The sequence below is a fragment of the Stenotrophomonas rhizophila genome (assembly GCF_001704155.1).
GTDB lineage: Bacteria > Pseudomonadota > Gammaproteobacteria > Xanthomonadales > Xanthomonadaceae > Stenotrophomonas > Stenotrophomonas rhizophila_A.
Genome location: NZ_CP016294.1, coordinates 2,045,045 through 2,071,253, shown reverse-complemented (window position 1 = coordinate 2,071,253; position 26,209 = coordinate 2,045,045). Strand labels below are relative to the sequence as shown.

20 protein-coding genes are annotated in these 26,209 nt (G+C 66.6%); 11 read left to right on the top strand and 9 right to left on the bottom strand.

What is annotated here, in order from left to right:
* Positions 1 to 159: 159 nt before the first annotated feature.
* The 8 genes from BAY15_RS09345 to BAY15_RS09310 all read left to right on the top strand — a co-directional run bounded on the left by BAY15_RS09345 (position 160) and on the right by BAY15_RS09310 (position 9,583).
* A complete protein-coding gene (locus tag BAY15_RS09345) occupies positions 160 to 936 on the top strand; it encodes a flagellar brake protein (RefSeq protein ID WP_068851609.1) in 777 nt (258 codons plus the stop codon).
* Positions 937 to 1,053: 117 nt separating this feature from the next.
* Positions 1,054 to 1,545: a chemotaxis protein CheW gene (locus BAY15_RS09340; protein WP_068851606.1), complete on the top strand. Its 492-nt coding sequence runs from the start codon at positions 1,054 to 1,056 to the stop codon at positions 1,543 to 1,545.
* A gap of 147 nt (positions 1,546 to 1,692) precedes the next feature.
* Positions 1,693 to 2,076, top strand: coding sequence for a hypothetical protein (locus BAY15_RS09335; RefSeq protein ID WP_068851603.1), 384 nt, complete (start codon positions 1,693 to 1,695; stop codon positions 2,074 to 2,076).
* A 94-nt stretch (positions 2,077 to 2,170) separates the two neighbouring features.
* Positions 2,171 to 4,537, top strand: a complete 2,367-nt coding sequence (locus BAY15_RS09330) for a methyl-accepting chemotaxis protein (RefSeq protein ID WP_068851601.1) — start codon at positions 2,171 to 2,173, stop codon at positions 4,535 to 4,537.
* 201 nt (positions 4,538 to 4,738) lie between these two features.
* Entirely contained in the window at positions 4,739 to 7,006 is a 2,268-nt protein-coding gene (locus tag BAY15_RS09325; RefSeq protein ID WP_068851598.1) for a methyl-accepting chemotaxis protein, read from the top strand.
* Between the two features lie 53 nt (positions 7,007 to 7,059).
* A complete protein-coding gene (locus tag BAY15_RS09320) occupies positions 7,060 to 7,926 on the top strand; it encodes a CheR family methyltransferase (protein WP_068851595.1) in 867 nt (288 codons plus the stop codon).
* Positions 7,923 to 8,519: a chemoreceptor glutamine deamidase CheD gene (gene cheD / locus BAY15_RS09315; RefSeq protein WP_068851592.1), complete on the top strand. Its 597-nt coding sequence runs from the start codon at positions 7,923 to 7,925 to the stop codon at positions 8,517 to 8,519. The genes BAY15_RS09320 and cheD overlap by 4 nt, the downstream gene beginning before the upstream one ends.
* Positions 8,516 to 9,583, top strand: coding sequence for a protein-glutamate methylesterase/protein-glutamine glutaminase (locus BAY15_RS09310; RefSeq protein ID WP_068851589.1), 1,068 nt, complete (start codon positions 8,516 to 8,518; stop codon positions 9,581 to 9,583). Before cheD ends, BAY15_RS09310 begins: the two co-directional genes overlap by 4 nt.
* 95 nt (positions 9,584 to 9,678) lie before the next feature.
* Here BAY15_RS09310 and BAY15_RS09305 read toward each other — a convergent pair whose 3' ends face one another.
* The 6 genes from BAY15_RS09305 to BAY15_RS09280 form a co-directional block, all read right to left on the bottom strand.
* Positions 9,679 to 10,554, bottom strand: coding sequence for an amidohydrolase family protein (locus BAY15_RS09305; protein ID WP_237334338.1), 876 nt, complete (start codon positions 10,552 to 10,554; stop codon positions 9,679 to 9,681).
* An 11-nt stretch (positions 10,555 to 10,565) separates the two neighbouring features.
* Entirely contained in the window at positions 10,566 to 11,588 is a 1,023-nt protein-coding gene (locus BAY15_RS09300) for an amidohydrolase family protein (RefSeq protein WP_068851583.1), read from the bottom strand.
* A 22-nt stretch (positions 11,589 to 11,610) separates the two neighbouring features.
* Positions 11,611 to 12,891 carry a carbohydrate porin gene (locus BAY15_RS09295; RefSeq protein WP_068851580.1) on the bottom strand — a complete coding sequence of 427 codons (1,281 nt, stop codon included), beginning with the start codon at positions 12,889 to 12,891 and terminating at the stop codon, positions 11,611 to 11,613.
* A 78-nt stretch (positions 12,892 to 12,969) separates the two neighbouring features.
* Positions 12,970 to 14,283: a C4-dicarboxylate transporter DctA gene (gene dctA / locus BAY15_RS09290; RefSeq protein WP_068851577.1), complete on the bottom strand. Its 1,314-nt coding sequence runs from the start codon at positions 14,281 to 14,283 to the stop codon at positions 12,970 to 12,972.
* Positions 14,284 to 14,325: 42 nt separating this feature from the next.
* Complete coding sequence (locus BAY15_RS09285; protein WP_068851574.1) at positions 14,326 to 15,381, bottom strand: 4-oxalomesaconate tautomerase; 1,056 nt, start codon at positions 15,379 to 15,381, stop codon at positions 14,326 to 14,328.
* The gene (locus BAY15_RS09280) at positions 15,374 to 16,045 is read right to left on the bottom strand and encodes a 4-carboxy-4-hydroxy-2-oxoadipate aldolase/oxaloacetate decarboxylase (RefSeq protein WP_068851571.1); all 672 of its coding nucleotides are present in this window, start codon (positions 16,043 to 16,045) and stop codon (positions 15,374 to 15,376) included. Before BAY15_RS09280 ends, BAY15_RS09285 begins: the two co-directional genes overlap by 8 nt.
* A gap of 101 nt (positions 16,046 to 16,146) precedes the next feature.
* Between BAY15_RS09280 and BAY15_RS09275 the strand changes: the two genes are divergently transcribed.
* Positions 16,147 to 17,400 (top strand): LysR family transcriptional regulator, encoded by a 1,254-nt coding sequence (locus BAY15_RS09275; protein ID WP_068851568.1) that lies wholly within the window; start codon positions 16,147 to 16,149, stop codon positions 17,398 to 17,400.
* A gap of 372 nt (positions 17,401 to 17,772) precedes the next feature.
* Here BAY15_RS09275 and acnB read toward each other — a convergent pair whose 3' ends face one another.
* From acnB to BAY15_RS09260, 3 genes are all read right to left on the bottom strand, one after another.
* The gene (gene acnB, locus BAY15_RS09270) at positions 17,773 to 20,358 is read right to left on the bottom strand and encodes a bifunctional aconitate hydratase 2/2-methylisocitrate dehydratase (RefSeq protein ID WP_068851565.1); all 2,586 of its coding nucleotides are present in this window, start codon (positions 20,356 to 20,358) and stop codon (positions 17,773 to 17,775) included.
* 61 nt (positions 20,359 to 20,419) lie between these two features.
* On the bottom strand, positions 20,420 to 20,818 hold the full coding sequence (locus BAY15_RS09265) for a type II toxin-antitoxin system VapC family toxin (RefSeq protein ID WP_068851562.1): 399 nt from the start codon (positions 20,816 to 20,818) through the stop codon (positions 20,420 to 20,422).
* Between the two features lie 7 nt (positions 20,819 to 20,825).
* A complete protein-coding gene (locus tag BAY15_RS09260; RefSeq protein WP_068851559.1) occupies positions 20,826 to 21,050 on the bottom strand; it encodes an AbrB/MazE/SpoVT family DNA-binding domain-containing protein in 225 nt (74 codons plus the stop codon).
* Between the two features lie 278 nt (positions 21,051 to 21,328).
* Here BAY15_RS09260 and acnA point away from each other — a divergent pair, with 278 nt between their 5' ends.
* Positions 21,329 to 24,082, top strand: coding sequence for an aconitate hydratase AcnA (acnA, locus tag BAY15_RS09255; RefSeq protein WP_068851556.1), 2,754 nt, complete (start codon positions 21,329 to 21,331; stop codon positions 24,080 to 24,082).
* 199 nt (positions 24,083 to 24,281) lie between these two features.
* On the top strand, positions 24,282 to 25,958 hold the full coding sequence (locus BAY15_RS09250; protein WP_068851553.1) for a long-chain fatty acid--CoA ligase: 1,677 nt from the start codon (positions 24,282 to 24,284) through the stop codon (positions 25,956 to 25,958).
* Positions 25,959 to 26,209: the final 251 nt, after the last annotated feature.

Here is a 26,209-nt window from a genome sequence, read left to right as displayed (position 1 = left end):
GCGGACGCCCCTGACACCACCCCGCTGCGGCGGGGTGGTGCTTTTTGGCCGAACGTACCGCTACACACATTGGCCCTACATTATTGTGAACTGCTGCCGATAAACGGACAGAGACCTGATATCGCACGATATCCGTACCCGCCCAACGCAGCAGAGTCCATGTCCGAAGGCAGCCTTGACCCCCATGACGCATCCCATGCCGCCCATGATGACGGCACGGACGATCGTTACCTGGTCCGCAACCCCCGGCAGATCCGCCAGCTGCTGCAGGCGCTGATCGACCAACGCTCGCTGATCAACGCGCACCTGGGCGGTCGCGACCAGTCCTTCCCGACCGCGATCCTGGAACTGGACGAAGACGACGACTGGCTGCTGCTCGACGGCAGCCCGTCTGAGCCGGCCAACCGCGCCGCCGAAGACGCCGGCCACCTGCTCTGCTTCGCGCAGCTGGACCGTGTCATGGTCCGCTTCCGGCTGGACCACCTGGAACGCACTGGCGGCCACCGCCACGTCGCCTTCCGCGTACCCTTCCCCACCGAGCTGGTGCACCTGCAGCGCCGCGAACTCTATCGGCTGGAAACCCCGTTCACCGACTCCCCGCACCTGCTGTTCCCGATCAACGAGGACCGCAGCGAAGCCCTGCACCTGCGCGTGGTGGACATCAGCGGCGGCGGCCTGGCCGTGACCGTGCCGGTGGACTGCAACGTCTTCAGCATCCAGAAGCGCTACGACGCCCGCCTGGACATGCCCGAAAGCGGCCCGCTGCAGATCTCGCTGATCGTCTGCAACCAGCTGGCGGTCAAGCTCCCCAGCGGCGTGGAAATGAAGCGCATCGGCATGCGTTTCGATGGCCTCCCGCGCGGCGGCGACAGCGCCATCCAGCGTTACATCTTCCGCATCGACCGCCAGCGCAGCGCCCGCAAGAACGGCGAGTAGCCCCGGCCGTTGGCCGGCTGCCGTTCGCGACAGCCGCTAAAGTCGCGGCATCCCAGGCCGATATCCAGCGTGACGCCCCGGTTTTCCGACCGCCACGCCCGACCCAGGATTCCTTCCATGAACGACAGCAACCCCAACGCCGCCAGCAGCGGTGGCGAGTACCTCAGCTTCACCCTCGGCGCCGAGCACTACGGCGTGGACATCCTCAAGGTGCAGGAAATCCGCGGCTACGACTCCGTCACCCGCGTGCCCGATGCCCCCGATTACATCAAGGGCGTGATCAACCTGCGCGGCACCATCGTTCCCGTCATCGACCTGCGCCTCAAGCTGCGCCTGGACGAAGCACGCTACGACGCCTTCACCGTCATGATCGTCCTCAACGTCGACAACCGCGTGGTCGGCATCGTCGTGGACAGCGTCTCCGACGTGATCCCGCTCAACGCCGACCAGATCCGCCCCACCCCCGAGTTCGGCGCCGCCGTCGATACCCGCTTCATCTCCGGCATCGGCACCCAGGACGATCGCATGCTGATCCTGCTCGATATCGAAACCCTGCTCGACAGCGCCGACATGGGCCAGCCGGCCGTTGTCGAAGACGCCGCCGCCTGATCCGGCCGCTGCGACAGATCGGAACGACTTTCGTTCAACAAAGTCCTTAAGTTGTGTCGCAACTGGCCGATAGCTGGATTCAGGAACCGGACGCGCGGCCCCGCCACGCCCCGGACCACTTATCCATATCCCCCGGAGAATCTCCCGATGAAGTCCCTGCTTGCTCTGCTTTCGGTCGCTGTCCTCGCCTCGTCCGCCTCGTCCGCTTTCGCCCAGTCGGCTGAAATGATCCCGCCGGAGCTGGCCGCGCGCGCCGTTGGCAAGGATGGCATGGTCTGCGGCAAGGTCGAAAAGGCCCGTTACGCCGAAGGTTCCGAAGGCCAGCCGACCTTCCTGTACATGGGCGGCGCCTTCCCGCGCCACACCTTCTCGGCCCGCATCGCCGGCGAGAACCGCGGCAAGTTCAGCTTCCCGCTGGAAACCCTGGAAGGCAAGACCGTCTGCGTGATCGGCAAGATCGCCCGCGACGCTTCGCGCGCTGAAATCGAAGTCAGCTCGCCGGCCGGCCTGAAGCTCGCCAACATCAAGTAATCGCCACACGCCCTGCCACGCCGGCCCAGGCCGGCGTGGCTGCTGCAACCGGGCGCCACGCCCGGACGCGTCTGCCACCGGAGAGTGCACCACCATGCAATGGATCAACAACCTCAAACTGATGCCGAAGTTGATGCTGACTTTCGGTGTAATCCTGCTGGTGATGCTGCTGCAGGGCGTGGTCGCCTATCGTGGCCTGCACTCCCTCAACAACGTGACCACCGAACTGGCCGGCAACCGGATGGAAAGCATCCGCATGGCCGGCGAAATGCGTGGCATGCTCGGTGAATACCGCAACTCGGCCTACCAGGGCCTGATCCGCGCCAGCGACGACGTCAAGGCCGAAGCCAAGACCCGCGCCGCCGACCTGCGCACCAAGATCGATGCTTCGATCAAGAAGTACCCCGCCCTGATCGACAGCCCGCAGCAGAAGAAGCTGTTCGACGCCTTCGCCAAGGACTGGACCGATTCGCTGGCCTCCTACGATGCCGTCTCCGAAATGCTGGAGCTGGACCTGCCGGACGATGCCGTCGATACCTTCGTCGGCGAAACCCGCGCCAAGCACCTCAAGGCCGCAGCCGCGCTTGAAACGCTGATCGCCGAAGACAACCGCCTTGCCCGCGCCTCGCGCGAAGAGGCCGAAAGCACCTACGCCACCTCCGCCACCCTGACCATCATCGCCCTGCTCGGTGGTGCCGCCATGGGCCTGGTGCTGGTGTACCTGTTTGCCCGCTCGCTGGTCGGCAGCGTCCGTGGCGCTGTCTCGGTCGCCAACGAAGTGGCCGGTGGCAAGCTCGACGGCCATATCGACGTCACCCGCAAGGACGAAGTCGGCGACCTCATGCAGGCCATGCAGCGCATGCAGCGCGACCTGCGCGACCGCACCGAAACCGAACAGGCCGTGGCCCGCGAGAACCTGCGCATCCGTACCGCGCTGGATTACAGCTCCACTGGCGTGTACCTGACCGACAACAACCTCAACATCGTCTACGCCAACCGTGCACTGGAGCAGACCCTGTCCCAGTACCAGGACGACCTGCGCCGCAACCTGCCGGACTTCGACGCCTCCGTTTCGCTGGTCGGCCGCCCGCTGACCGTGCTCGAACACCGCGGCGAAATGGACGCCAACCTGCTGGCCAACCTCAAGCAGCACGGCGTGGCCCGCCGCGCCATGCAGTTCGGCGATGCCCAGTTCGCCCAGGTCGTGTCCACCATCCGCAACGAAGACGGCGAGAGCGTCGGCCACGTGGTCGAATGGCGTGACCGCACCCCCGAAGCGCTGGTGGAAGCCGAAGTGGCCCGCGTCATCGCCCAGGCCGCCGCCGGCGACCTGTCCGGCCGCATCAGCGCCGAAGGCAAGGATGGCTTCTTCCTGCAGCTGGCCCAGCAGATCAACGGCCTGCTCGACGCCAACGCCTCCAGCATCGAACAGATCTCCGGCCTGCTCACCGCGCTGTCGCAGGGCGACCTGACCGTGCGCATGCACGGCGAGTTCGAAGGCGTGTTCGCCACCATGCGCGACGACGCCAACGCCACCGCCGAACAGCTCAGCGGCATCGTCACCCGCATCAAGCAGTCCAGCCAGGCCATCAGCTCGGCCGCCAGCGAAATCGCCACCGGCAACAGCGACCTGTCGCGCCGTACCGAACAGCAGGCCGCCAACCTGGAAGAAACCGCCGCCTCGATGGAGGAACTGACCTCCACCGTGCGCCAGAACGCCGAGCACGCCCGCCAGGCCAACCAGCTCGCCATCGGCGCGCACACCGTCGCCTCGCAGGGCGGTGAAGTGGTCGGCCAGGTGGTGACCACCATGAGCGCGATCCAGACCTCGTCCAAGAAGATCGCCGAGATCATCTCGGTCATCGACGGCATCGCCTTCCAGACAAACATCCTGGCGCTGAACGCCGCGGTCGAAGCGGCCCGTGCCGGCGAACAGGGCCGCGGCTTCGCCGTGGTGGCTTCCGAAGTGCGCACCCTGGCCCAGCGTTCGGCCGGTGCGGCCAAGGAGATCAAGGGCCTGATCGACGACTCGGTCGGCAAGGTCAACGACGGTTCGGCCCTGGTGCACAAGGCCGGCGCCACCATGGGCGAAATCGTCGCCTCGGTGCAGCGCGTGACCGACATCATGGCCGAGATTTCCGCTGCCTCGCAGGAACAGTCTGCCGGCATCGAACAGGTCAACCAGACCGTGGTGCAGATGGACGAAACCACCCAGCAGAATGCCGCGCTGGTGGAAGAAGCCACGGCCGCTGCCCGCTCGATGGAAGAACAGGCCGGCCAGCTCAGCGACGCCGTGTCGATCTTCCGTCTCGACGAGCAGGACGTGGTGGCTGCCGCACCGGTGTTCGCACCGGCACCGCGCGCCGTGAGCCGCCCGGCCACCGCCCCGGCACCGTCGCGCAAGCCGGCCAGCCGCGCGGTAGCCGCCGAGCTCGCCGAAGGCGACTGGCAGGAGTTCTAAGCCGCACCGCGCAGCAGCGCAGCGCTGGAAAACGCAGGCCCCGATGCCCCGGCATCGGGGCCTTTCCATGTCTGAAGCTGAATGCGCTCAGCTCACGCACCTCAATAGCTGCGGTTTTCTGCCGATAACAGCATTGCCACGACACGTTCGTCGATGTCGGCCCCCACGCAGTACGCCCCCGTTCGAAAAGACCCCACGCCCATGAATCTTTCCAGCCGCTTCTCCAACCTGTCCGTCCGGGGCAAGTTGAACCTGCTCACCGCCCTGATCGCCGTCGGCGTGATCGCCCTGGCCATCATCGCCGCGCGCATGCAGTACCTCGATCTGGCAGAGACGCGCAAAGAAGGCCTGAAGACCCAGGTCGAACTGACCTACGGCATTTTTGACCACTACAAGCGCCTGGCCGGCACCGGCGAGCTGACCGAAGAAGCGGCCAAGGCGGCCGCGCTGCAGGCACTGAACAGCATGCGCGCCGACGGCGACAGCGCGTACTACAACGTCCTGGCGACCGATTACACCCTGCTCATGCACCCCTTCGCCCCGGCGCGGGTCGGCAAGGTGCAGAAGGACTACACCTCCAAGGATGGCGTGCCGATCTACCTGCAGCAGGTGGACATGGCCAAGACCGGCGGTGGCTTCACCTACTATTCCACCACCAAGCCGGGCGCCGGCGACGACCTGATTGAAAAGGCCACGTACGCCGGCATGTACGCGCCGTGGCAGTGGGTGGTCACCAGTGGCGTCTACATGGACGACGTGCAGACCGATGCGCTGGCATTCACCGGCGTCATGGCCGCTACCGGTGGCGCGCTGGTGCTGATCGTGCTGGCCCTGAGCTGGCTGATCGGCAACCGCATCACCGGTCCGCTGCGCCAGGCCACCGGCGTGGCCGAGAGCATTGCCGGCGGCAAGCTCGACAGCCGCATCGGCCCGCAGGCCCAGGACGAACCGGGCCGCCTGCTGGAAAGCATGGGCCGCATGCAGCAGCAGCTGCACGCCGTGATCGGCGCGCAGCGCGAAATGGCCAGCCAGCACGACGCCGGCCAGACCGGCTACCGCATGGACGAAACCGCCTTCCCGGGCGAGTACGGCCGGATGGTGCACGAAACCAACACCCTGGTCGGCGCCCACGTGCAGACCATGCAGGATGTGCTGGCCGTGATGCAGCGTTACGCCGTGGGCGACCTGAGCGCCGACATCGCCCGCTACCCGGGCGAAAAGGCCGCCATCAGCACCACCGTGGACACCGTCAAGCACAACCTGGCCAGCATCAACGCCGAGATCAAGCGCCTGGGCGCTGCTGCGGCCGCTGGCGACTTCAGCCAGCGTGGCGATGCCGCCCGCTTCGACCACGATTTCGGCCAGATGATCGCCAGCCTCAACGCGATGATGCAGGTCAGCGACGACAACCTCGGCAAGCTCTCGCAGCTGCTGTCGGCCATCGCCGAAGGCGACCTCACCGCGCGCATGCAGGGCAAGTTCCAGGGCGTGTTCGCGACCATGCGCGACGATGCCAATGCCACCGTGGCCCAGCTGACCCAGATCGTCGGCCAGATCCAGGAAGCGGCGGGCAACATCAACCTGGCCGCGGGTGAAATCGCCACCGGCAACAGCGACCTGTCGCGCCGTACCGAACAGCAGGCCGCCAACCTGGAAGAAACCGCCGCCTCGATGGAGGAACTGACCTCCACCGTGCGCCAGAACGCCGAACACGCCCGCCAGGCCAACCAGCTGGCGATCGGTGCGCACAGCGTGGCCTCGCAGGGCGGCGACGTGGTCGGCCAGGTGGTCACCACCATGAGCGCGATCGAAGCCAGCTCCAAGCGCATTGCCGAAATCATCTCGGTCATCGACGGCATCGCCTTCCAGACCAACATCCTGGCATTGAACGCCGCCGTGGAAGCAGCCCGTGCCGGCGAACAGGGCCGCGGTTTCGCCGTGGTCGCCTCCGAAGTGCGCACCCTGGCCCAGCGCTCGGCCGGTGCCGCCAAGGAGATCAAGGGGTTGATCGACGAATCCGTGTCCAGCGTGGCCGACGGTTCGGCCCTGGTGCACAAGGCCGGCAGCACCATGGGCGAGATCGTCGCCTCGGTGCAGCGCGTCACCGACATCATGGCCGAAATCTCGGCCGCCTCGCAGGAGCAGTCGGCCGGCATCGAGCAGGTCAACCAGACCGTGGTGCAGATGGACGAAACCACGCAGCAGAACGCTGCACTGGTGGAAGAAGCCACCGCCGCTGCCCGCGCCATGGAAGAGCAGGCCACCCAGCTGGCCGACGCGGTGTCGATCTTCCGCCTCGACAACCAGGTGGCGGCGGCCGTCAGCGCGGTGACCGCCCGCATCGCCGCACCGGCCCCGCTGCGCAGCGTGAAGCCGGCGGCGCCGGCCAAGCCCAGCCCGGTGAAGCCGGCCCCGGCCGCGCGTGCACCGCGCACCACCGCCGATGACGGCAACTGGCAAGAGTTCTGAGCGCCGGCGGCGGCCGCGCGGCCGCCGCCTCCCTTCTTCGATCGAGTTCGCCCGTGACCACGCCTACCGCACCTGCTTCCGCTGCCTCCTCGACCGGACGCGAATTCGAGTTCGCCGACCGCGACTTCCGCCGCATCTGCGACCTGATCTACCAGCGCGTCGGCATCTCGCTGGCGCCGGCCAAGCGTGACATGGTGTACGGCCGGCTGTCCCGGCGGCTGCGTGCGCTTGGCCTGCGCAGCTTCCAGGAGTACCTGGACCAGCTGGAGAACCAGGGCGGCGATGAGTGGCAGGCGTTCACCAACGCGCTGACCACCAACCTCACTGCGTTCTTCCGTGAGCCGCACCACTTCGAGAAGCTCGACACCGAACTGCGCGCGCGGGCTGGCAATGGCACCCTGCAGCTGTGGTCGTGTGCGGCCTCCACCGGTGAAGAGCCCTACTCCATGGCCATCACCGCCTGCGAGGCGTTCGGCACCCTTAAGCCGCCGGTCCGCATCCTGGCGACCGATGTGGACACCCAGGTGCTGGCCACCGCCAGCCGCGGCGTGTACGCCATCGATCGGGTGTCCGGTCTGGATCCGGCGATCAAGAGGCGTTACTTCCAGCGCGGCAGTGGCCCCAACGAAGGCCAGTGCCGCGTGCATCCGGCGCTGCGCGAGCTGATCGACTTCCGCCCGCTCAACCTGCTGGCGCCCCGCTATGACGTCGGCGGCCCGTTCGACGCCCTGTTCTGCCGCAACGTCATGATCTATTTCGACAAGCCCACCCAGCGCGGCATCCTGTCACGGCTGATCCAGCACATGGGCGACGATGGCCTGCTCTACACCGGCCACTCGGAGAACTACCTGCACGCCGCCGACCTGATCCAGCCGTGCGGGCGCACCCTGTACAAGCGCGCGCCCGGAGCCCCGGCATGAACCTGGCCGCCCGTCCTGATGACGTGATGCGTTACTTCGACAGCCGCTTCAAGGTCACCGCCGCCAAGCTGCTGCCGACCCAGTACCTGGTGGTCGACGACGAGACCGCACTGACCACCACGCTGGGTTCCTGCGTGGCCGCGTGCCTGCGCGACCCGGTGCTGAAGATTGGTGGCATGAACCACTTCCTGCTGCCCGAAGGCAATGTCGGCGATGGTGCCCCGGCCCGCTACGGAAGCTACGCCATGGAACTGCTGATCAACGACCTGCTCAAGCGCGGCGCGCACCGCAAGCGCCTGGAAGCCAAGGTGTTCGGCGGCGCCAACGTGCTCAAGGGCTTCACCAGCAACCCGGTGGGCACCCGCAACGCCGAATTCGTGCGCCAGTACCTGCAGGCCGAACATATCCCGGTGCTCGCCGAGGACCTGTGCGGCATCCACCCGCGCAAGGTGTGGTTCTTCGCCGACACCGGCCGCGTGGTGGTGCAGCGCCTGCCGCATGCGCACGAGGCCGAAGTGGCCGCGACCGAATCGGCCGTGCGTGCCCGCCTGTCCAAGGCCCCGGTCACCGGCGGCGTGGAGCTGTTCGAATGATCAACGGTTCACCCTGCAGGGTTTTGATCGTCGACGATTCGGCGGTGGTGCGGCAGATGCTGAGCGAGATCCTCGCCAGCGACCCGGCGATCGAAGTGGTCGGCACGGCGGCCGATCCGTTGCTGGCGCGCGAGAAGATCAAGCGCCTCGCCCCGGACGTGATCACGCTGGACGTGGAAATGCCGCGCATGGACGGGCTGGCGTTCCTGGAAAACCTGATGCGCCTGCACCCGCTACCGGTGGTGATGATCTCCTCGCTGACCGAGCGCGGCGCCGACACCACCCTGCAGGCACTGGCGCTGGGCGCGGTGGATTTCATCTCCAAGCCCAAGTTCGACGTGGCGCGTGGCCTGCAGGGCTATGCCGAAGAGATCATCGGCAAGGTCAAGATGGCGGCGCGCTCGCGCGTGCGCACCCTGGCCCGCCCGATCACGCCGCGCATCACCCTGGACGCCGTGCCGCCCTCGCCCGCACGTTCGATCCAGTTCCGTACCACCGACCGCCTGATCGCCATCGGCGCCTCGGCCGGCGGTACCGAAGCGCTGCGCGTGGTGCTCGAAGGCCTGCCGGCCGATGCCCCGGCGGTGGTGCTCACCCAGCACCTGCCCGCCACCTTCAGCACCGCGTTTGCCGAACGCCTGGACCGCCACTCGGCGATGTCCGTACGCGAAGCCAGCGACGGCGAAGCCGTGCTGCCGGGCCATGCTTACCTGCCGCCGGGCGGCAAGCACCTGCGGGTGATCCGTGACGGTGCGCGCTGGCGCTGCCGGGTGGATGACGGCCCGGCGGTGAACCGGCACAAGCCGGCGGTGGACGTGCTGTTCCGTTCGGTGGCAGAAAGCGCCGGGGCCAACGCCATCGGCGCGATCCTCACCGGCATGGGCGACGACGGCGCGCGTGGGCTGCTGGAACTGAAGAACGCCGGTGCGCCCACCCTGGTCCAGGACGAAGCCACCAGCGTGGTCTGGGGCATGCCCGGCGCCGCCTTCAAGCTCGGCGCCACCGACGAGCAGGTTCCGCTGGAGCGGATCGCCGAACGCCTGATGGCGCTCGCGCGGGGATAACGCACCGACGCTGCGCGTCGCCGCACGACCAACGGTCGTGCGCTACCGGGCTTGGCGTGGTAGGTCACGACCGTTGGTCGTGACGCTCTCAACCGTCACGCCCAATACAACCGCATCGGGTTGTCCACCAGCAGCTTCTGCTGCTGGTCGGCGGTGACCGCAATCCGTGGAATGAAATCCACCAGCTTGCCGTCATCGGGCATGTGCGATTTCAGGTTCGGGTGCGGCCAGTCCGTGCCCCACAGCACCCGGTCCGGGAACTGCTCCACCAGGTGCCGTGCAAACGGCACCACATCGTCATACGTGGGCGGCCCGGACCGCGACAGCCGCTCCGGGCAGCTCACCTTGCTCCATACATTCGGGTGCTCGCGCATCAACCGCACGAAACGCTGGAACTCCGGCCCGTCCACCGGCTGGGTCACGTCCGGCCGGCCCATGTGGTCCACCACCACCGTGGTCGGCAGCGAGGTGAAGAAATTCCAGCGCTCGGCCAGGTCGGCCGCCTCGAAGTACACGACAACATGCCATCCCAGCGGCGCGATCCGTTCAATGATGGCGTGGTAGTACGCATCCGGCTTCGGATCCACCAGCCGCTTCACGAAATTGAAGCGCACCCCGCGCACACCCGCCTCATGCAGCTCGCGCAGTTCCTCATCGGTGACCGTATCGCGCACCGTGGCCACGCCGCGCGCGCGGCCGTCGGCACTGCGCAGCGCATCCACCAGTGCCCGGTTGTCGGCACCGTGGCAGGTCGCCTGCACGATCACGTTGCGCTCGAACCCAAGGTGATCGCGCAGCGCGAACAGCTGCGCCTTTCCCGCATCGCAGGGCGTGTACTTGCGCTCGGGCGCATACGGGAACTGGTCCCCCGGGCCGAACACATGGCAATGCGCATCCACCGCGCCCGGCGGCGGCACGAACACCGGCCGGCTCGGGTCCGGACAGAAATCCAGCCAATCGGGATCCTTCACGAAATCCGCCATTACAGCCCCCTCGCCTTCAGCTGCGCGTCCAGCCGCGGGTACACCCGACGCGCGTTGCCCGACAGCACCTTGCTGCGATCCGCTGCCGACAGCCCCAGCGCTTCCACATAGCGCAGGGTGTCGTCGAAGTACTGCCCGGTTTCTGGATCGATGCCGCGCACCGCGCCGACCATTTCCGAGCCGAACAGGATGTTGTCGATGTCGATCACCTTGAACAGCAGGTCTATACCGGGCTGATGGTAAACGCAGGTGTCGAAGAACACATTCCTCATCACATGCTCGTTCAGCGGCGGCTTGCCCAGCATGTCGGCCAGGCCGCGGAAGCGACCCCAGTGGTAGGGCACCGCGCCGCCGCCGTGCGGGATGATGAAGCGTAGTTCCGGGAAGTCACGGAACAGGTCGCCCTGCAGGAACTGCATGAACGCGGTGGTGTCGGCATTGAGGTAGTGCGCGCCGGTGGCGTGGAAATTGGCATTGCAGCTGCCCGACACATGCACCATGGCCGGTACGTCCAGCTCCACCATCTTCTCGAAGAACGGATACCAGGCCCGGTCGGTCAGTGGCAGCCCGTTCCAGTGGCCCCCGGAAGGGTCCGGATTGAGGTTGCAGCCGACAAAGCCCAGCTCGTTGACGCAGCGCTCCAGCTCGGCGATCGAGTTGGCGATGGGCACGCCGGGCGACTGCGGCAGCTGGCACACGCCGATGAAGGTCTCCGGGTACAGCGCCACCACCCGCGCGATCAGGTCGTTGCAGCGCCGGGTCCATTCCGCGCTCACCGCCTCGTCGCCGATGTGGTGGGCCATGGTGCTGGCACGCGGCGAGAAGATCGTCATGTCCGCGCCGCGCTCGCGCAGCAGGCGCAGCTGGTTGCCTTCCACGCTCTCGCGCAGTTCGTCGTCGCTGATCACCGGGTACACCGGCGCCGGCAGCGTGGGGTCGTTGAAGTGGGCCACCTGCGCCTTGCGGAACGCATCGTGGCTGGCGGGAGCGGTCGTGTAGTGACCGTGGCAATCGATGATCATCAGAGGCCTCGTGGGGGAGGAATCACCAGCCGAACAGCTGGGCGAAGTGGACATCCACGCGCAGCCCGACGATCAGCGCGTCCGGAATGTCGGTGGTGCGGGTCGGCGCGTAGATCGGGTCCGGGTTGATCACGTACTGCAGGTTGGGCATCAGCCGGATGCCCTTGTGCACCGCCCAGCCATAGCTGAGCTCGGCGATGATCTCGTCGGCATTCGGCGCGCCGCTGCCGCCGTTGCGCGCACGGCGGTCGCGCAGGAACGCGATCTGCTCATCGCTGAAGTGGGTGTTGGACACGAACATCGCCAGCGTGTCCTGGTCGCGGCCGGCGAAGGTGCCGGTCTTGACGAAGCCGACTGCGGCGAACTCGTCCACCGGCGCTTCATTGCCGGTGTTGACGTAGGCGCGGGCGAACAGCGCCAGGTTGCGCCTGCCCTCCCCGCGCCATACGGTCTGATCGGCCATCGCGTACCAGCCCGCGCGTGCGCCCTCCTGCATCGCCGTGGGCTTGCCGGTCAGCGCGGCGGAGTTGCCGTTGGCGTCGAAATAGGAGCTCTTGCCGCCATCGGTGTTGCGGTACATGCCCACTCGGTAGGTGCGCGGCAGCCGGTCGTTGGCGAAGCTGGTCTGGTAGCCGGCCTCATAGGCCGTGATGGTGCCGGTGCCTTCGCCCACCGAGAAGTCCAGGCCGTTCTTGCCGGCCTTGTTCAGCTCATTGTTGTAATCGAACGCGCCGCCCTGCACATACCAGCGATCATTCACGTCGTAGCGCAGGATGCCGGCCCAGGACGAGTTCGGGAACGCGGTGATGCCCAGGTCGGTGATCGCGCCATACGGGGTGAGGCACATGGCGTTGCTCATGAACACGCAGTTGAGCGCGGAGTTGTTGAAGTAGCTGTTCACCGGCGCGCGGCCGGCGGTGATGCTCAACCCGTTGTCGAAGCGGTGGCGCACGGTCAGCCGGGTCAGGCGCCCCCCGGCCACCGGGCGCCAGGTCTGCTGCGCGCTGATCGAGTTGCCGATCTTCTCGCGCGCGAGATTGCGCCCGGCGAACCAGGCCCACTGCGCGTCCACATCGGTGTTGTGCATGCCGAACAGTTCGTCCAGATCGAACTTCGACTGGGCCATGATCCAGTACGAGCCTTCGGTGCCCTGCTCCACCCCGCCCACGGGGTTGGAGGCAACGTTGCCAACGAAATCCAGGGTCAGGTCGACGCCTTTGGGCAAGGTGCCCTCGGCGGCGGCCGGTGCGGCCAGCGCAGCGCTCAGCAGCAGCGCCAGCGGGGTGTGACGGAGGATGGACATGAAATCTCCCTCCCCGCTGCCGTCGGCAGCGGGTTCAATGCATTCGGTGGGCGCCGCGGGCAGCCCGCGGCACGTCGGTCAGGCTTCGCGCACGCCGAGGTGGCGCAGGCGGGCGCGGCGGGTGCCGATCTGTTCGGCCATCACCTTCTCGTCCAGCTTGCCTTCCCACTTTGCGATCACCAGCACCGCGATCGCATTGCCGACCAGGTTCACGAAGGTCAGGCCTTCGGCCAGGATGCGGTGGATGCCCAGGATCAGCGCGATGCTGGCCACCGGAATCGTCCCGGTGGTGCCCAGCGTCGCCGCCAGCACCACGAACGCCGCACCGGCCACGCCGGCGGCGCCCTTGGACGTCAGCAGGAGTACCGCGATCAGCCCCAGCTGGTGCCACACGGTCAGCTCGGTGTTGGTCGCCTGGGCCAGGAACAGCGCCACCGTGGTCAGGTACAGGCAGGTGCCATCGAGGTTGAACGAGTAGCCGGCCGGAATCACGAAACCCACCACGCCCTCTTCGCAGCCCAGCTTCTTCATCTTCTCGATCAGGCGCGGCAGCACCGTTTCGGTGGAGGTGGTGGCCGCCACGATCACGATTTCATCGCGCAGGTAGGCCAGCAGGCGCCACAGGCTCGCGCCGGTCCACCAGCACACCGCGCCGAGCACGAACACCGTGAACGCCGCGCAGACCACGAAGAACTCGATGATCAGCTCACCCAGCGACAACAGCGAACTCGCGCCGAACTGACCCACGGTGAAGGCGATGGCACCGAACGCACCGATCGGCGCGAAGTACATGACATAGCCGATGATCTTGAACAGCACCGAAGACGTGCCTTCGATGACCTTCATCACCGGCGCGCCGCGCTCACCGACCGAGGCCAGCGCCACGCCGAACAGCACCGCCACGAACAGCACCTGCAGTACATGCGCCTCGGTGAACGCACTGACCAGCGTGTTCGGGATGATGGCCATGATGTAGGACACGATCGACTGGTCGTGCGCGGTATGCACATACCCCTGGATGCTGGCCATGTCGATGGTGGCCGGGTCGATGTTCATGCCGGCGCCGGGCTTCCAGAGATCCACCGCGACCAGCCCGACGATCAGCGCCAGGATGGTGATCACCTCGAAATAGATCAGCGACTTCAGCGCGAGCCGACCCACGCTGCGCATGTCGCGCATGCCGGCGATGCCGTGCACCACCGTCACGAAGATGATCGGGCCGATCATCATGCGGATCAGCTTGATGAAGGCATCCCCGAACGGCTTCATCGCCGAACCCCAGTCCGGCTGCAGCCAACCCAGCACGACGCCGATGATGGTGCCGGCCAGCACCTGGAACCACAACTGGCCAAAGACGCCGAAGCGGCCCTGCCGCTTCTCAACAACAGTCATAACAACCCTCCCAGGTCATAAGAATAGGGACGTCGCGCGTATTCAGTCGAACAGCACGCCGTCGAACAGCTTTCGGGCGGTGCGCAGGATGGCCGCCGCGGCCACCTGCCCGTGCGCGTCACGCTCCAGCACGCAGCCGGTGCTGCCGCTGGGGTGTTCGATGTCCAGCTGCAGGCGGCTGCCTTCGGGCACCACCGCGAGCGCGTGGGCCGGTGAGCCGGGCAGCAGGCAGGCCGCGGCCACGGTGACCGCGCCCAGCACCCCGATGGAGGCGTGGCAGCGGTGAGGTATGAACGAACGCACGCAGATCGCGCCACCGTCGCGCGGGGCAGCCACCAACATCATCTTGGGCACCGACTGCGCGCTGACATCGCCCAGGTTCATCAACGGCCCGGCCTGCAGGCGGATCGCCTCCAGCCGCGCCTTCAACGTGTCGTCGGCATCCAGCGTGGCGCGGTCTTCGTACCCGCTCACGCCCACATCGCTGGCGCGCAGCACCACGCACGGCATGCCGTTGTCGATCAGGGTGAGCTCCACCCCGTCGATCACATCCACCGCGTTGCCGGTCGGCAGCAACGCGCCGCAGCTGGAACCGGCGATGTCGGCGAAGGTCAGCGGAATTGGCGCCGCCGTGCCCGGCACACCGTCAATCCGCGCCGTGCCGTCGTAGCGCACCTGGCCGCCGGGGGTCTGTACCTTGGCGATGGCTACCTTGCCGGTGTTCACCATGAAGATGCGCACGTCGGTGTTCTCGCCAGCAGGCTGCACCAGCCCGCGTTCAAGGGCAAACGGCCCGACCCCGGCGAGCAGGTTGCCGCAGTTCTGTGCATCGCTCACCACGGCCTGGTCGACGAACACCTGCAGGAACAGGTAGTCCACGTCCGCGCCGGGGTGGCGCGAGGGCGACACCACCGCGACCTTGGAGGTCAGCGGATCGGCGCCGCCCATGCCATCGATCTGGCGTGGGTCCGGCGAGCCGTACGCGCGCAGCAGGAACGCGTCGCGCGCGGCCGCATCGGCCGGCAGGTCGGTGGCCAGGAAGTAGCCGCCCTTGGAGGTGCCACCGCGCATCCACATCGCCGGCACGCCGTTACTCATAGCGCAGGCCCTTGGCCGCCAGGCGTTCGCGCATCGCGTAGATGTCCAGACCCAGCTCGCCCTTGGCCAGGCGTTCGCGCTTCTCCGCCTCGCGCGCCTCGCGCGCCTGCGATTCGGCGGCGACACGTGCCGCATCGGCACGCGGCACGATACACACGCCGTCATCGTCGGCGATCACCACGTCGCCGGGGTGGACCAGCGCGCCGCCGCACACCACCGGCACGTTGACCGATCCCAGCGTCTCCTTGACCGTACCCTGCGCGTGGATCGCCCGGCTCCAGACCGGGAAGCCCATTGCGGTCAGGTCGCGCACATCGCGTACGCCGGCATCAATCACCAGCCCACGGCAGCCACGCACCTGCGCCGAGGTGGCCAGCAGGTCGCCGAAGTAGCCATCGGTGCAGTCGCTGGTCGGCGCCACCACCAGCACATCGCCATCGCGCAGCTGCTCGATGGCCACATGCATCATCCAGTTGTCGCCGGGGGGCACCGACACGGTGATGGCGCTGCCAGCAATGCGGGCGCCGCTGAAGATCGGGCGCAGCCGCGGGTGCAGCAGGCCACTGCGGCCCTGCGCCTCATGCGCGGTGGCCACGCCTGCCTGGGCCAGGACCTGGAGTGCGCCGGCAGCGGCGCGTTCGACACGGGTGACGACGCGGGACATCCATCCATCCTTCTATGACGATGATGAAGTCTTGTCCGCCAGCGCCCACCCCCTCAAGATCGATTTCCGCAACAGCCATTGGGTTTGGTTATAGTTGATCCATGAACCGGCCCTTTGAGCTGAACCTGAAGCATCTGCATGCACTGGTCGCCGTGCACCACCACGGCGGCATCAGCGCCGCTGCGCCGCACGTGAATCTCTCCCAGCCGGCGTTGACCCAGGCCATTGCCCGTCTGGAAACCCAGCTGGATGCAACCCTGTTCGACCGCCAGCCGGGTGGGATGGCGCCCACCGAAGCGGCAGAGCTGCTGGTGCCCCGCATCGAGCGCGCACTGGGGTACATCGCCGATGGCGTGCGGGTGGCTCGGCGTGCACAGCGCCTGCCTGCGTTGCCTGCCGTTGAGCGACGCGTCACGCTCGGCCAATTGCGCGCACTCGTGGCGGTGGATGACGCCGGCAGCTTCACCCTGGCCGCAGCGCGTGCCGGCATCTCACAGCCAGCGATCTACCGCGCCGTGCATGAGCTGGGTACCGCCATCGAAACCCCGCTGACCGAACGCCACGGCAAGACCGTGCAGACCACTCCGGCCGCTACCCGCATGCTGCGGCTGGTGCGGCTGGCGCTGTCCGAACTGGCAGCGGGCCTGGACGAAGTGGCCCTGCTGCGCTCCGAACAGGGCGGCAAGGTAACGCTCGGGGTGATGCCGCTGGCCCGCGCGATCCTGCTGCCGCAAGTGCTGGCGCGCTTTGCCCGCGCCCACCCGGGTGCATCGGTCAATGTGATCGAAGGGCCTTATGCGGAACTGCTGGGCGATCTACGCGCCGGCAGCCTGGACCTGTTGATTGGCGCGATGCGCGACACCCTGCCCGTACGCGATGTCGCGCAGGAGGGCCTGTTCGACGATGACCCGGTAATCGTCGCGCGCAGCGGGCACCCGCTGGCCGGCAGCGACCCGCTCGACTTCGACCGGCTGCTGGCGTTCCCGTGGGTGATCGCCGCCACCGGCGCGCCGGTGCGCGCCCGCTGGGAACGCATGTTCCGCCAGCATGGCCACGAACCGCCGCGGCTGCGCATCGAATGCGGCTCGGTGCTGATCACCCGCGGCCTGCTGCTGGAAGACGACTGGCTCACCCTGATGTCACGCGACCAGTTCGTGATCGAACGCCGCGCCGGCCTGCTCAGCGAAATCGGCAGCGCCGGCGACGACCTGCGCCGCCGCATCGGCCTCACCACGCGCGCCGACTGGCACCCCACCCGCCTGCAGCAGGCGTTCGTGGAAACCTTCCGCGCCGTCTGCGCCGAACGCAGCAACGACGCCGACAACGCGTGGCCGTTCCGCTATCCGACACCCTGAAGACTGCCCCGGCGGTAGGGTCGGTTCCCAAACGACCGCCAATAACGGCTCAACGCCCGGTAACGCATGACCTAAGAACGAAAACGGCTCTCCGTTCCGGCGCCATGAACACCGACCCGACGGCTTCGGACATATATCAGCACCGGTGATGTCATCCGCGCCGCATTGCCGTGGCTTCGGATGCTTGCGCCGCGCTTCGCGCGGTCGCCGACCAACGGTCGGCGCTACGAATTGCTGGCGAATGCGATAAGACACGGATACATCACCAACGGGCAACCAAGCATCAGCCTGGGCTGGCGGCGATTCGTCCCGGCAAACAAAAACCCCCGGTTCTCACCGGGGGTTTTCGTTCAACACATCAGCCGATCAGGCTCAGGCGGCAACCGTCTTGGCCACGTCCTGGTAGTCCTCGATCTGGTCGAAGTTCATGTAGCGGTAGATGTCCTTGCTGCTGGCATCCAGCACGCCGATGTCGGCCATGTACTCTTCCTTGGTCGGGATGCGACCCAGGCGCGAGCAGATCGCGGCCAGTTCGGCCGAACCCAGGTACACGTTGGAGTTGCGGCCCAGGCGGTTCGGGAAGTTGCGGGTCGAGGTCGAGAACACCGTCGCGCCCTCGCGCACCTGTGCCTGGTTGCCCATGCACAGCGAGCAGCCCGGCATTTCCATGCGCGCGCCAGCAGTGCCGAAGGTGCCGTAATGGCCTTCCTTGGTCAGCTCCGAGGCATCCATCTTGGTCGGCGGGGCCACCCACAGCTTGGTCGGGATATCGCGCTTGCCTTCCAGCAGCTTGGCGGCCGCACGGAAGTGACCGATGTTGGTCATGCACGAACCGATGAACACTTCATCGATGGCCGCACCGGCCACGTCCGACAGCGTCTTGACGTCGTCCGGATCGTTCGGGCAGGCCACGATCGGCTCGTGGATGTCGGCCAGGTCGATCTCGATGACGGCGGCGTATTCGGCGTCGGCATCCGGCTCCAGCAGCTCCGGGTTGGCCAGCCACGCTTCCATCTTCTCGATGCGACGCGCCAGCGAACGGGCGTCCTGGTAACCCTCGGCGATCATCCACTTCAGCAGCGTGATGTTGCTGGTGAGGTACTCGATGATCGGCTCCTTGCTCAGGTGCACCGAGCAGCCGGCAGCCGAACGCTCGGCCGAGGCGTCGGACAGTTCGAACGCCTGCTCGACCTTCAGGTCCGGCAGCCCTTCGATTTCCAGGATGCGGCCGGAGAAGATGTTCTTCTTGCCCGCCTTGGCGACGGTCAGCAGGCCCGACTTGATCGCGTACAGCGGAATCGCGTTGACCAGGTCACGCAGGGTCACGCCCGGCTGCATCTTGCCCTTGAAGCGCACCAGCACCGATTCGGGCATGTCCAGCGGCATCACGCCGGTGGCAGCAGCGAAGGCGACCAGGCCGGAGCCGGCCGGGAACGAAATGCCCACCGGGAAACGGGTGTGCGAATCGCCGCCGGTGCCCACGGTGTCCGGCAGCAGCATGCGGTTGAGCCAGCTGTGGATCACGCCATCGCCCGGGCGCAGCGAGATGCCGCCACGGGTGGAGATGAACTCCGGCAGCGTGTGGTGGGTCTTGACGTCCACCGGCTTCGGGTACGCGGCGGTGTGGCAGAACGACTGCATCACCAGGTCGGCCGAGAAGCCCAGGCAGGCCAGGTCCTTCAGCTCGTCACGGGTCATCGGGCCGGTGGTGTCCTGCGAGCCCACCGAGGTCATCTTCGGTTCGCAGTAGGTGCCCGGGCGCATGCCCTGGCCTTCCGGCAGGCCACAGGCGCGGCCGACCATCTTCTGCGCCAGCGAGAAGCCCTTGCCGGTATCCGGAGGGTCCATCGGCAGGCGGAACAGGTCGGTCGGGGCCAGGCCCAGCGCTTCGCGCGCCTTGGCGGTCAGGCCACGGCCGATGATCAGCGGAATGCGGCCACCGGCGCGCACTTCGTCGAACAGCACGTCGGACTTCACCTGGAACTCGGCGATGACCTGGCCGTCCTTCAGCGCCTTGCCGTCGTAGGGACGCAGCTCGACCACGTCGCCCATGTTCATCTGCGACACGTCCAGCTCGATCGGCAGCGCGCCGGCATCTTCCATGGTGTTGTAGAAGATCGGGGCGATCTTCGAACCCAGGCACACGCCGCCGAAACGCTTGTTCGGAATGAACGGAATGTCCTCACCGGTGAACCACAGCACCGAGTTGGTGGCCGACTTGCGGCTCGAACCGGTACCCACCACGTCGCCCACGTAGGCCACCAGGTGGCCCTTGTCCTTCAGCGATTCAATGAACTTGACCGGGCCGCGCTTGCCGTCTTCTTCCGGCTCGATGCCATCGCGCTTGTTCTTCAGCATCGCCAGGGCGTGCAGCGGGATGTCCGGGCGGGTGGTCGCGTCGGGGGCCGGCGACAGGTCGTCGGTGTTGGTTTCGCCGGTCACCTTGAGCACGGTGATGGTCAGGCTCTGCGGCACTTCCGGGCGGCTGGTGAACCACTCGGCATCGGCCCAGCTCTGCAGCACGCCCTGGGCGTTCGCGTTGCCGGCCTTGGCCTTTTCCTGCACGTCGTGGAAGGCATCGAACACCAGCAGGGTGTTCTTCAGCGCGGTGGCGGCGATCGCGCCGACCACGGCGTCGTCCAGCAGCTGCACCAGCGGCGCGACGTTGTAGCCGCCCAGCATGGTGCCCAGCAGTTCGGTGGCGCGCTCGCGCGAAATCAGCGCGTTGGTTTCGCTGCCGAAGGCGATGGCGGCCAGGTACGAGGCCTTGACCTTGGCGGCGTCATCGACGCCGGCCGGCACGCGGTGGGTGAGCAGGTCGAGCAGGAACTCGGCCTCGCCTGCCGGCGGGTTCTTCAGCAGCTCGATGACGTCGGCCGTCTGCTGGGCGCTCAGCGGCAGCGGCGGGATGCCAAGCGCGGCGCGCTCGGCTACGTGGTGGCGGTAGGCTTCCAACATGACAACTCCCGGGAAATTCTTTGAAAAGACTTCGGTTGAATACGGCGGTTGAGTTACGGGCTCAGGCTTGCGGCACGATCAGCTTCAGGCCCTTGAAGTAGTCGCGGTAAAATTTGTCGTTCCAGGTGATCAGGCCGTCGCACTGCAGCAGTGCGTGTGCGCCGACCATGAAATCGTCGATGCCACGCCTGCCGGTACCGCGCTGGCGGTGGCGGCGGTGCATCTCGCCGGCGCGCAGTGCCGACTTGGCTTCCAGCGGGCTGAAGTGGATGCCCATTTCTTCCAGCGCTTCCTGCACTTCGGCACCACCGCGCAGCGCGGCGCAGATCTCGGCCAGCACCACCCCGCAGATCACCACGCGCCCGCCGACCAGGCTCTGGCGCAGGCAGGCTTCCACCGCATCGGCCTGGGGGCCGTTGCTGAGCAGTTCGATCAGGACCGGGGAATCGACGGCGATCATGCGCGGCTCATGCTTCGTCGCGCACCGCACGCACGGCCGACTCGGCCGACTCGAAGCCGTCCAGCGCGAACTTGCCGCGGGCACGGGAAATGGCGTCATCCACGCTCTTGCGCAGGATGATACGACTGCCATCGAGCTCCACCTTCAACTGGGTGCCCTTGGTCAGGCCGAGCGCATCGCGGACCGCCTTGGGCAAGGTGATCTGTCCGCGTTCTGCAACGGTGGCTTCCATCGGTAGGACCTCCAAAGTATGCACAAATTATACATACTTCTCCGGGCATACTTCCACTGCGTCGCGGTTCAGCCAGCCAGGTCCCTTGCCGCGCAAAGGATCCGCCTTATTGATGACATCGGCGATACATATTTCTATGTAGCCTGAGACGCCTGCCACCGACCATGCCCGACTGAATCGTTCATACTCAGTCCGACGGCCGGGCCATCGGAACACCGGCAACCGCAAGCAGGCCCCCACGGGCCACTGCAAGCCATCCGCAAGAGGAGTCACCCCGCATGAGCGATTCGTTCTCCACCCGCAGCCAGCTGGACGTCGGCGGCACCACCTACGACTACTTCAGCCTGCCCAAGCTCGGACAGCAGTTCGACATTTCCCACCTGCCCTATTCGATGAAGATCCTGCTGGAGAACCTGCTCCGGCATGAGGACGGCGGGGTCACCGTCGGCAAGGACCACATCGAAGCGGTGGCGCGCTGGGATCCCAAGGCCGAGCCGGACATCGAAATCGCCTTCATGCCCGCCCGCGTGGTCCTGCAGGACTTCACCGGCGTGCCCTGCGTGGTCGACCTGGCCGCGATGCGCGATGCGGTGGTCAAGCTGGGCGGCCGCCCGGAGCAGATCAACCCGCAGATCCCCTCCGAACTGGTCATCGACCACTCGGTGCAGGTCGACGTGTTCGGCACCCCCGATGCGCTGGATCTCAACGGCAAGATCGAATTCCAGCGCAACCAGGAGCGCTACGGCTTCCTGCGCTGGGGCCAGAAGGCGTTCGACAACTTCAAGGTGGTGCCGCCCAACACCGGCATCGTCCACCAGGTGAACCTGGAAAACCTCGCCCGCGTCGTGATGACCGCCGACAAGGGCGGCAAGCAGGTGGCTTATCCGGACACCGTCTTCGGCACCGACAGCCACACCACCATGATCAATGGCATCGGCGTGCTGGGCTGGGGCGTGGGCGGCATCGAGGCCGAGGCGGCCATGCTGGGCCAGCCCTCCTCCATGCTGATCCCGCAGGTCGTCGGCTTCAAGCTCACCGGGCGCCTGCCCGAAGGCGCCACCGCCACCGACCTGGTGCTCACCGTCACCCAGATGCTGCGCAAGCACGGCGTGGTGGGCAAGTTCGTCGAGTTCTTCGGCGAAGGCCTGCAGCACCTGCCGCTGGCAGACCGCGCCACCATCGGCAACATGGCGCCGGAATATGGCGCCACCTGCGGCATCTTCCCGATCGACAACGAATCGCTGAACTACCTGCGCCTGTCCGGCCGCAGCGAGGAACAGATCGCGCTGGTGGAAGCCTACGCCAAGGCCCAGGGCCTGTGGCACGACGCCAACACCGCCCACGCCAGCTACAGCGCCACGCTGGAACTGGACATGGGCGAGGTCAAGCCCTCGCTGGCCGGCCCCAAGCGCCCGCAGGACCGCGTGCTGCTGGAAGACGTCAAGCAGAACTACCGCGACAACCTGGGCGGGCTGACCACCAACCGCGACAAGCGCAACGAAGAGATCTCCACGTTCGTCAACGAAGGCGGCGGCGCGGCGGTGGGCAACGAGCAGCTGGCCAAGGGCTATGCCGATGTCGAGCATGACGGTACCCGCTACCGGCTCAAGGACGGCGCGGTGGTCATCGCCGCCATCACCTCCTGCACCAACACCTCCAACCCGGCGGTGATGATCGGCGCCGGCCTGCTGGCCCGCAACGCGGCCGCCAGGGGACTGGACCGCAAGCCGTGGGTGAAGACCTCGCTCGGCCCAGGCTCGCGCGTGGTCACCGACTACCTTGAGAAAGCCGGCGTGCTTACCGAGCTGGAAAAGGTGGGTTTCTACGTGGTCGGCTACGGCTGCACCACCTGCATCGGCAATTCCGGCCCGCTGCCCACCGAAGTCAGTGCCGCCATCGCCAGCGGCGACCTGGTGGTCACCTCGGTGCTGTCGGGCAACCGCAACTTCGAGGGCCGCGTGCATCCCGAAGTGAAGATGAACTACCTGGCCAGCCCGCCGCTGGTGGTGGCCTACGCCATTGCCGGCACCACCGACATCGACCTCACCACCGAACCGCTGGGCACCGGCAGCGATGGCCAGCCGGTGTACCTGCGCGACATCTGGCCGAGCAACAAGGAAATCGGTGATGTCATCGCGGCCACCATCGGCCCGGAGATGTTCAAGCAGAACTACGCCGACGTGTTCAAGGGCGACAGCCGCTGGAACACCATCCAGTCGCCCGATGGCGACCTGTATGAGTGGGATGGCAGCTCCACCTACATCAAGAACCCGCCCTACTTCGATGGAATGACCATGCAGGTCGGCCACATCGAGGACGTGCACGGGGCGCGGGTGATGGGCCTGTTCGGCGATTCGATCACCACTGACCACATCTCCCCGGCCGGCAACATCAAGAAGGATTCGCCGGCAGGCCGCTTCCTGCAGGAGCGCGGCGTGCAGCCGGCCGACTTCAACAGCTACGGCAGCCGCCGCGGCAACGACGATGTGATGGTGCGCGGTACCTTCGCCAACATCCGCATCAAGAACCTGATGTTCGGCGGGGAGGAAGGCGGCAACACCCTGTACTTCCCCAAGGCGGGCGGCGAGCCGCAGAAGCTGGCCATCTATGACGCGGCCATGAAGTACAAGGCCGAGGGCGTGCCGCTGGTGGTGTTCGCCGGCAAGGAGTACGGCACCGGCTCCTCGCGCGACTGGGCGGCCAAGGGCACCAACCTGCTGGGCGTGAAGGCCGTGATCGCAGAAAGCTTCGAGCGCATCCACCGCTCCAACCTGGTCGGCATGGGCGTGCTGCCACTGCAGTTCCAGGCCGGCGAGAACGCCCAGAGCCTGGGCCTGGACGGCTCGGAAACGGTCGACATCACCGGCCTGGCCGATGGGGCCAGCAAGACCGCCACCGTGACCGCCGCCAAGGCCGATGGCACCGCCAAGACCTTCCAGGCCCACGTGATGCTGCTGACCCCGAAGGAAGTGGAGTACTTCAAGCACGGCGGCCTGCTGCAGTACGTGTTGCGCCAGCTCGCAGCCGCCTGACCCCAGCCGGCTCCCCGAGGCGCCGGCCCTTGGCCGGCCCTCCCCGGAACCCCGCGCCACGCGGGGCTTCCGGCGGCCGCCACGCCCGATTTTCACGAATCCTTCGCGTTTTCCATTCGGCCCGGTATGCTGCCGGGGACCGAATCGACGGATACTCTCCGTCAGCATCACACCATCAACGTTTCCTGGAGGGGGAATAATGAGTCTGGAACGTCCCTGGCTGCAGAGCTATCCCAACGGCGTACCCGCCGAAATCGACGTCAACGAGTTCCATTCGGTGTCGGCCGTGTTCGATGCGTCGGTGGCCAAGTTCCGCGACCGTCCCGCCTACTCCAGCTTCGGCAAGGTCCTCACCTACGGTGAAACCGACGCCCTGGTCGAGCAGTTCGCCGCCTACCTGCTGGGCGAGCTGAAGCTCAAGAAGGGCGACCGCGTAGCCCTGATGATGCCCAACTGCCTGCAGTACCCGGTGGCCACCTTCGGCGTGCTGCGCGCCGGCCTGACCGTGGTCAACGTCAACCCGCTGTACACCGCCCGCGAGCTCAAGCACCAGCTGGTCGATTCCGGCGCCGCCGTCCTGGTGGTGGTGGACAACTTCGGCGACACCGTGCAGCAGGTCATCGCCGATACGCCGATCAAGCAGGTCATCACCACCGGCCTGGGCGACATGCTCGGCCTGAAGGGCGTGGTGGTGAACTTCGTGCTGAAGTACATCAAGAAGATGGTGCCCAACTACAGCCTGCGCGGCGCGATCCGCTTCAACCAGGCGCTGAAGCTGGGCAGCGGCCACACCCTGCCGAAGGTGGAGCTGGACCACGACGACGTGGCCTTCCTGCAGTACACCGGCGGCACCACCGGCGTCGCCAAGGGCGCCATGCTGACCAACCGCAACCTGGTGGCCAACATGCAGCAGGCCTCGGCGTGGATCTCCGCGTCGGGCATCGAAATGGGCAAGGAGTGGATCATCACCGCCCTGCCGCTGTACCACATCTTCGCGCTGACGGCGAACGGCCTGGTCTTCATGAAGTTCGGTGGCTGCAACCACCTGATCACCAACCCGCGCGACATGAAGGGCTTCGTCAAGGAGCTCAAGGCCACCCGCTTCACCGCCATCACCGGCGTCAACACGCTGTTCAACGGCCTGCTCAACACCCCCGGCTTCGACGAGGTGGATTTCTCCTCGCTGAAGGTCACCCTGGGTGGCGGCATGGCGGTGCAGCGTGCCGTGGCCGAGCGCTGGAAGAAGGTCACCGGCGTGACCCTGGTCGAGGCCTACGGCCTGACCGAGACCTCGCCCGCGGCCTGCATCAACCCGCTGAACCTGGCCGAGTACAACGGCGCGATAGGCCTGCCGATCCCGTCCACCGACGCCTGCGTGAAGGACGACAACGGCGTCACCCTCGCCCCGGGCGACGTCGGCGAGCTGTGCATCCGTGGCCCGCAGGTAATGAAGGGTTACTGGCAGCGCCCGGAAGAAACCGCCAAGGCGATCGACGCCGACGGCTGGCTGCACACCGGCGACATGGCGCGCATGGACGAGCACGGTTTCTTCTACATCGTGGACCGCAAGAAGGACATGATCCTGGTGTCCGGCTTCAACGTGTACCCGAACGAAGTCGAAGACGTCATCGCGATGATGCCCGGCGTGCTCGAAGTAGCTGCAGTCGGCGTGCCGGATGAAAAGTCCGGCGAGATCGTCAAGGTGGTCATCGTCAAGAAGGATCCGAACCTGACCGCCGAAATGGTCAAGGAACACGCCCGCGCCAACCTGACCGGCTACAAGCACCCGCGCATTGTCGAGTTCCGCAAGGAACTGCCGAAGACCAACGTCGGCAAGATCCTGCGCCGCGAACTGCGCGACACCCCTGCCGCGTAAGCAGAAGCTACCAGCGAGAAATCGAACGCCCGCACGGCATCGCCCTGCGGGCGTTTTCTTTTTCTGAGATTCGTCCAATTCCTATGTCCGCCGATTAACTTGGACCCCACGGGTGCAGCGCGATGTGAATCGCCGGATACCCTTGCGGCATAAGGCTGAACGAGATTCTGGCCGGTATTCCGGTCCCCTTGGACATTATCAATCGCGTTTGCATTCCGGCCCGGGTTGGCGGTGTAGGATCGCGGCGTGTG

Coding starts and splice junctions, on each gene's coding strand:
- BAY15_RS09345 (WP_068851609.1), top strand. CDS start 160: ATGTCCGAAGGCAGCCTTGACCCCCATGACGCATCCCATGCCGCCCAT.
- BAY15_RS09340 (WP_068851606.1), top strand. CDS start 1,054: ATGAACGACAGCAACCCCAACGCCGCCAGCAGCGGTGGCGAGTACCTC.
- BAY15_RS09335 (WP_068851603.1), top strand. CDS start 1,693: ATGAAGTCCCTGCTTGCTCTGCTTTCGGTCGCTGTCCTCGCCTCGTCC.
- BAY15_RS09330 (WP_068851601.1), top strand. CDS start 2,171: ATGCAATGGATCAACAACCTCAAACTGATGCCGAAGTTGATGCTGACT.
- BAY15_RS09325 (WP_068851598.1), top strand. CDS start 4,739: ATGAATCTTTCCAGCCGCTTCTCCAACCTGTCCGTCCGGGGCAAGTTG.
- cheD (WP_068851592.1), top strand. CDS start 7,923: ATGAACCTGGCCGCCCGTCCTGATGACGTGATGCGTTACTTCGACAGC.
- BAY15_RS09310 (WP_068851589.1), top strand. CDS start 8,516: ATGATCAACGGTTCACCCTGCAGGGTTTTGATCGTCGACGATTCGGCG.
- BAY15_RS09300 (WP_068851583.1), bottom strand. CDS start 11,588: ATGATCATCGATTGCCACGGTCACTACACGACCGCTCCCGCCAGCCAC.
- BAY15_RS09295 (WP_068851580.1), bottom strand. CDS start 12,891: ATGTCCATCCTCCGTCACACCCCGCTGGCGCTGCTGCTGAGCGCTGCG.
- dctA (WP_068851577.1), bottom strand. CDS start 14,283: ATGACTGTTGTTGAGAAGCGGCAGGGCCGCTTCGGCGTCTTTGGCCAG.
- BAY15_RS09285 (WP_068851574.1), bottom strand. CDS start 15,381: ATGAGTAACGGCGTGCCGGCGATGTGGATGCGCGGTGGCACCTCCAAG.
- BAY15_RS09280 (WP_068851571.1), bottom strand. CDS start 16,045: ATGTCCCGCGTCGTCACCCGTGTCGAACGCGCCGCTGCCGGCGCACTC.
- BAY15_RS09275 (WP_068851568.1), top strand. CDS start 16,147: ATGAACCGGCCCTTTGAGCTGAACCTGAAGCATCTGCATGCACTGGTC.
- acnB (WP_068851565.1), bottom strand. CDS start 20,358: ATGTTGGAAGCCTACCGCCACCACGTAGCCGAGCGCGCCGCGCTTGGC.
- BAY15_RS09265 (WP_068851562.1), bottom strand. CDS start 20,818: ATGATCGCCGTCGATTCCCCGGTCCTGATCGAACTGCTCAGCAACGGC.
- BAY15_RS09260 (WP_068851559.1), bottom strand. CDS start 21,050: ATGGAAGCCACCGTTGCAGAACGCGGACAGATCACCTTGCCCAAGGCG.
- acnA (WP_068851556.1), top strand. CDS start 21,329: ATGAGCGATTCGTTCTCCACCCGCAGCCAGCTGGACGTCGGCGGCACC.
- BAY15_RS09250 (WP_068851553.1), top strand. CDS start 24,282: ATGAGTCTGGAACGTCCCTGGCTGCAGAGCTATCCCAACGGCGTACCC.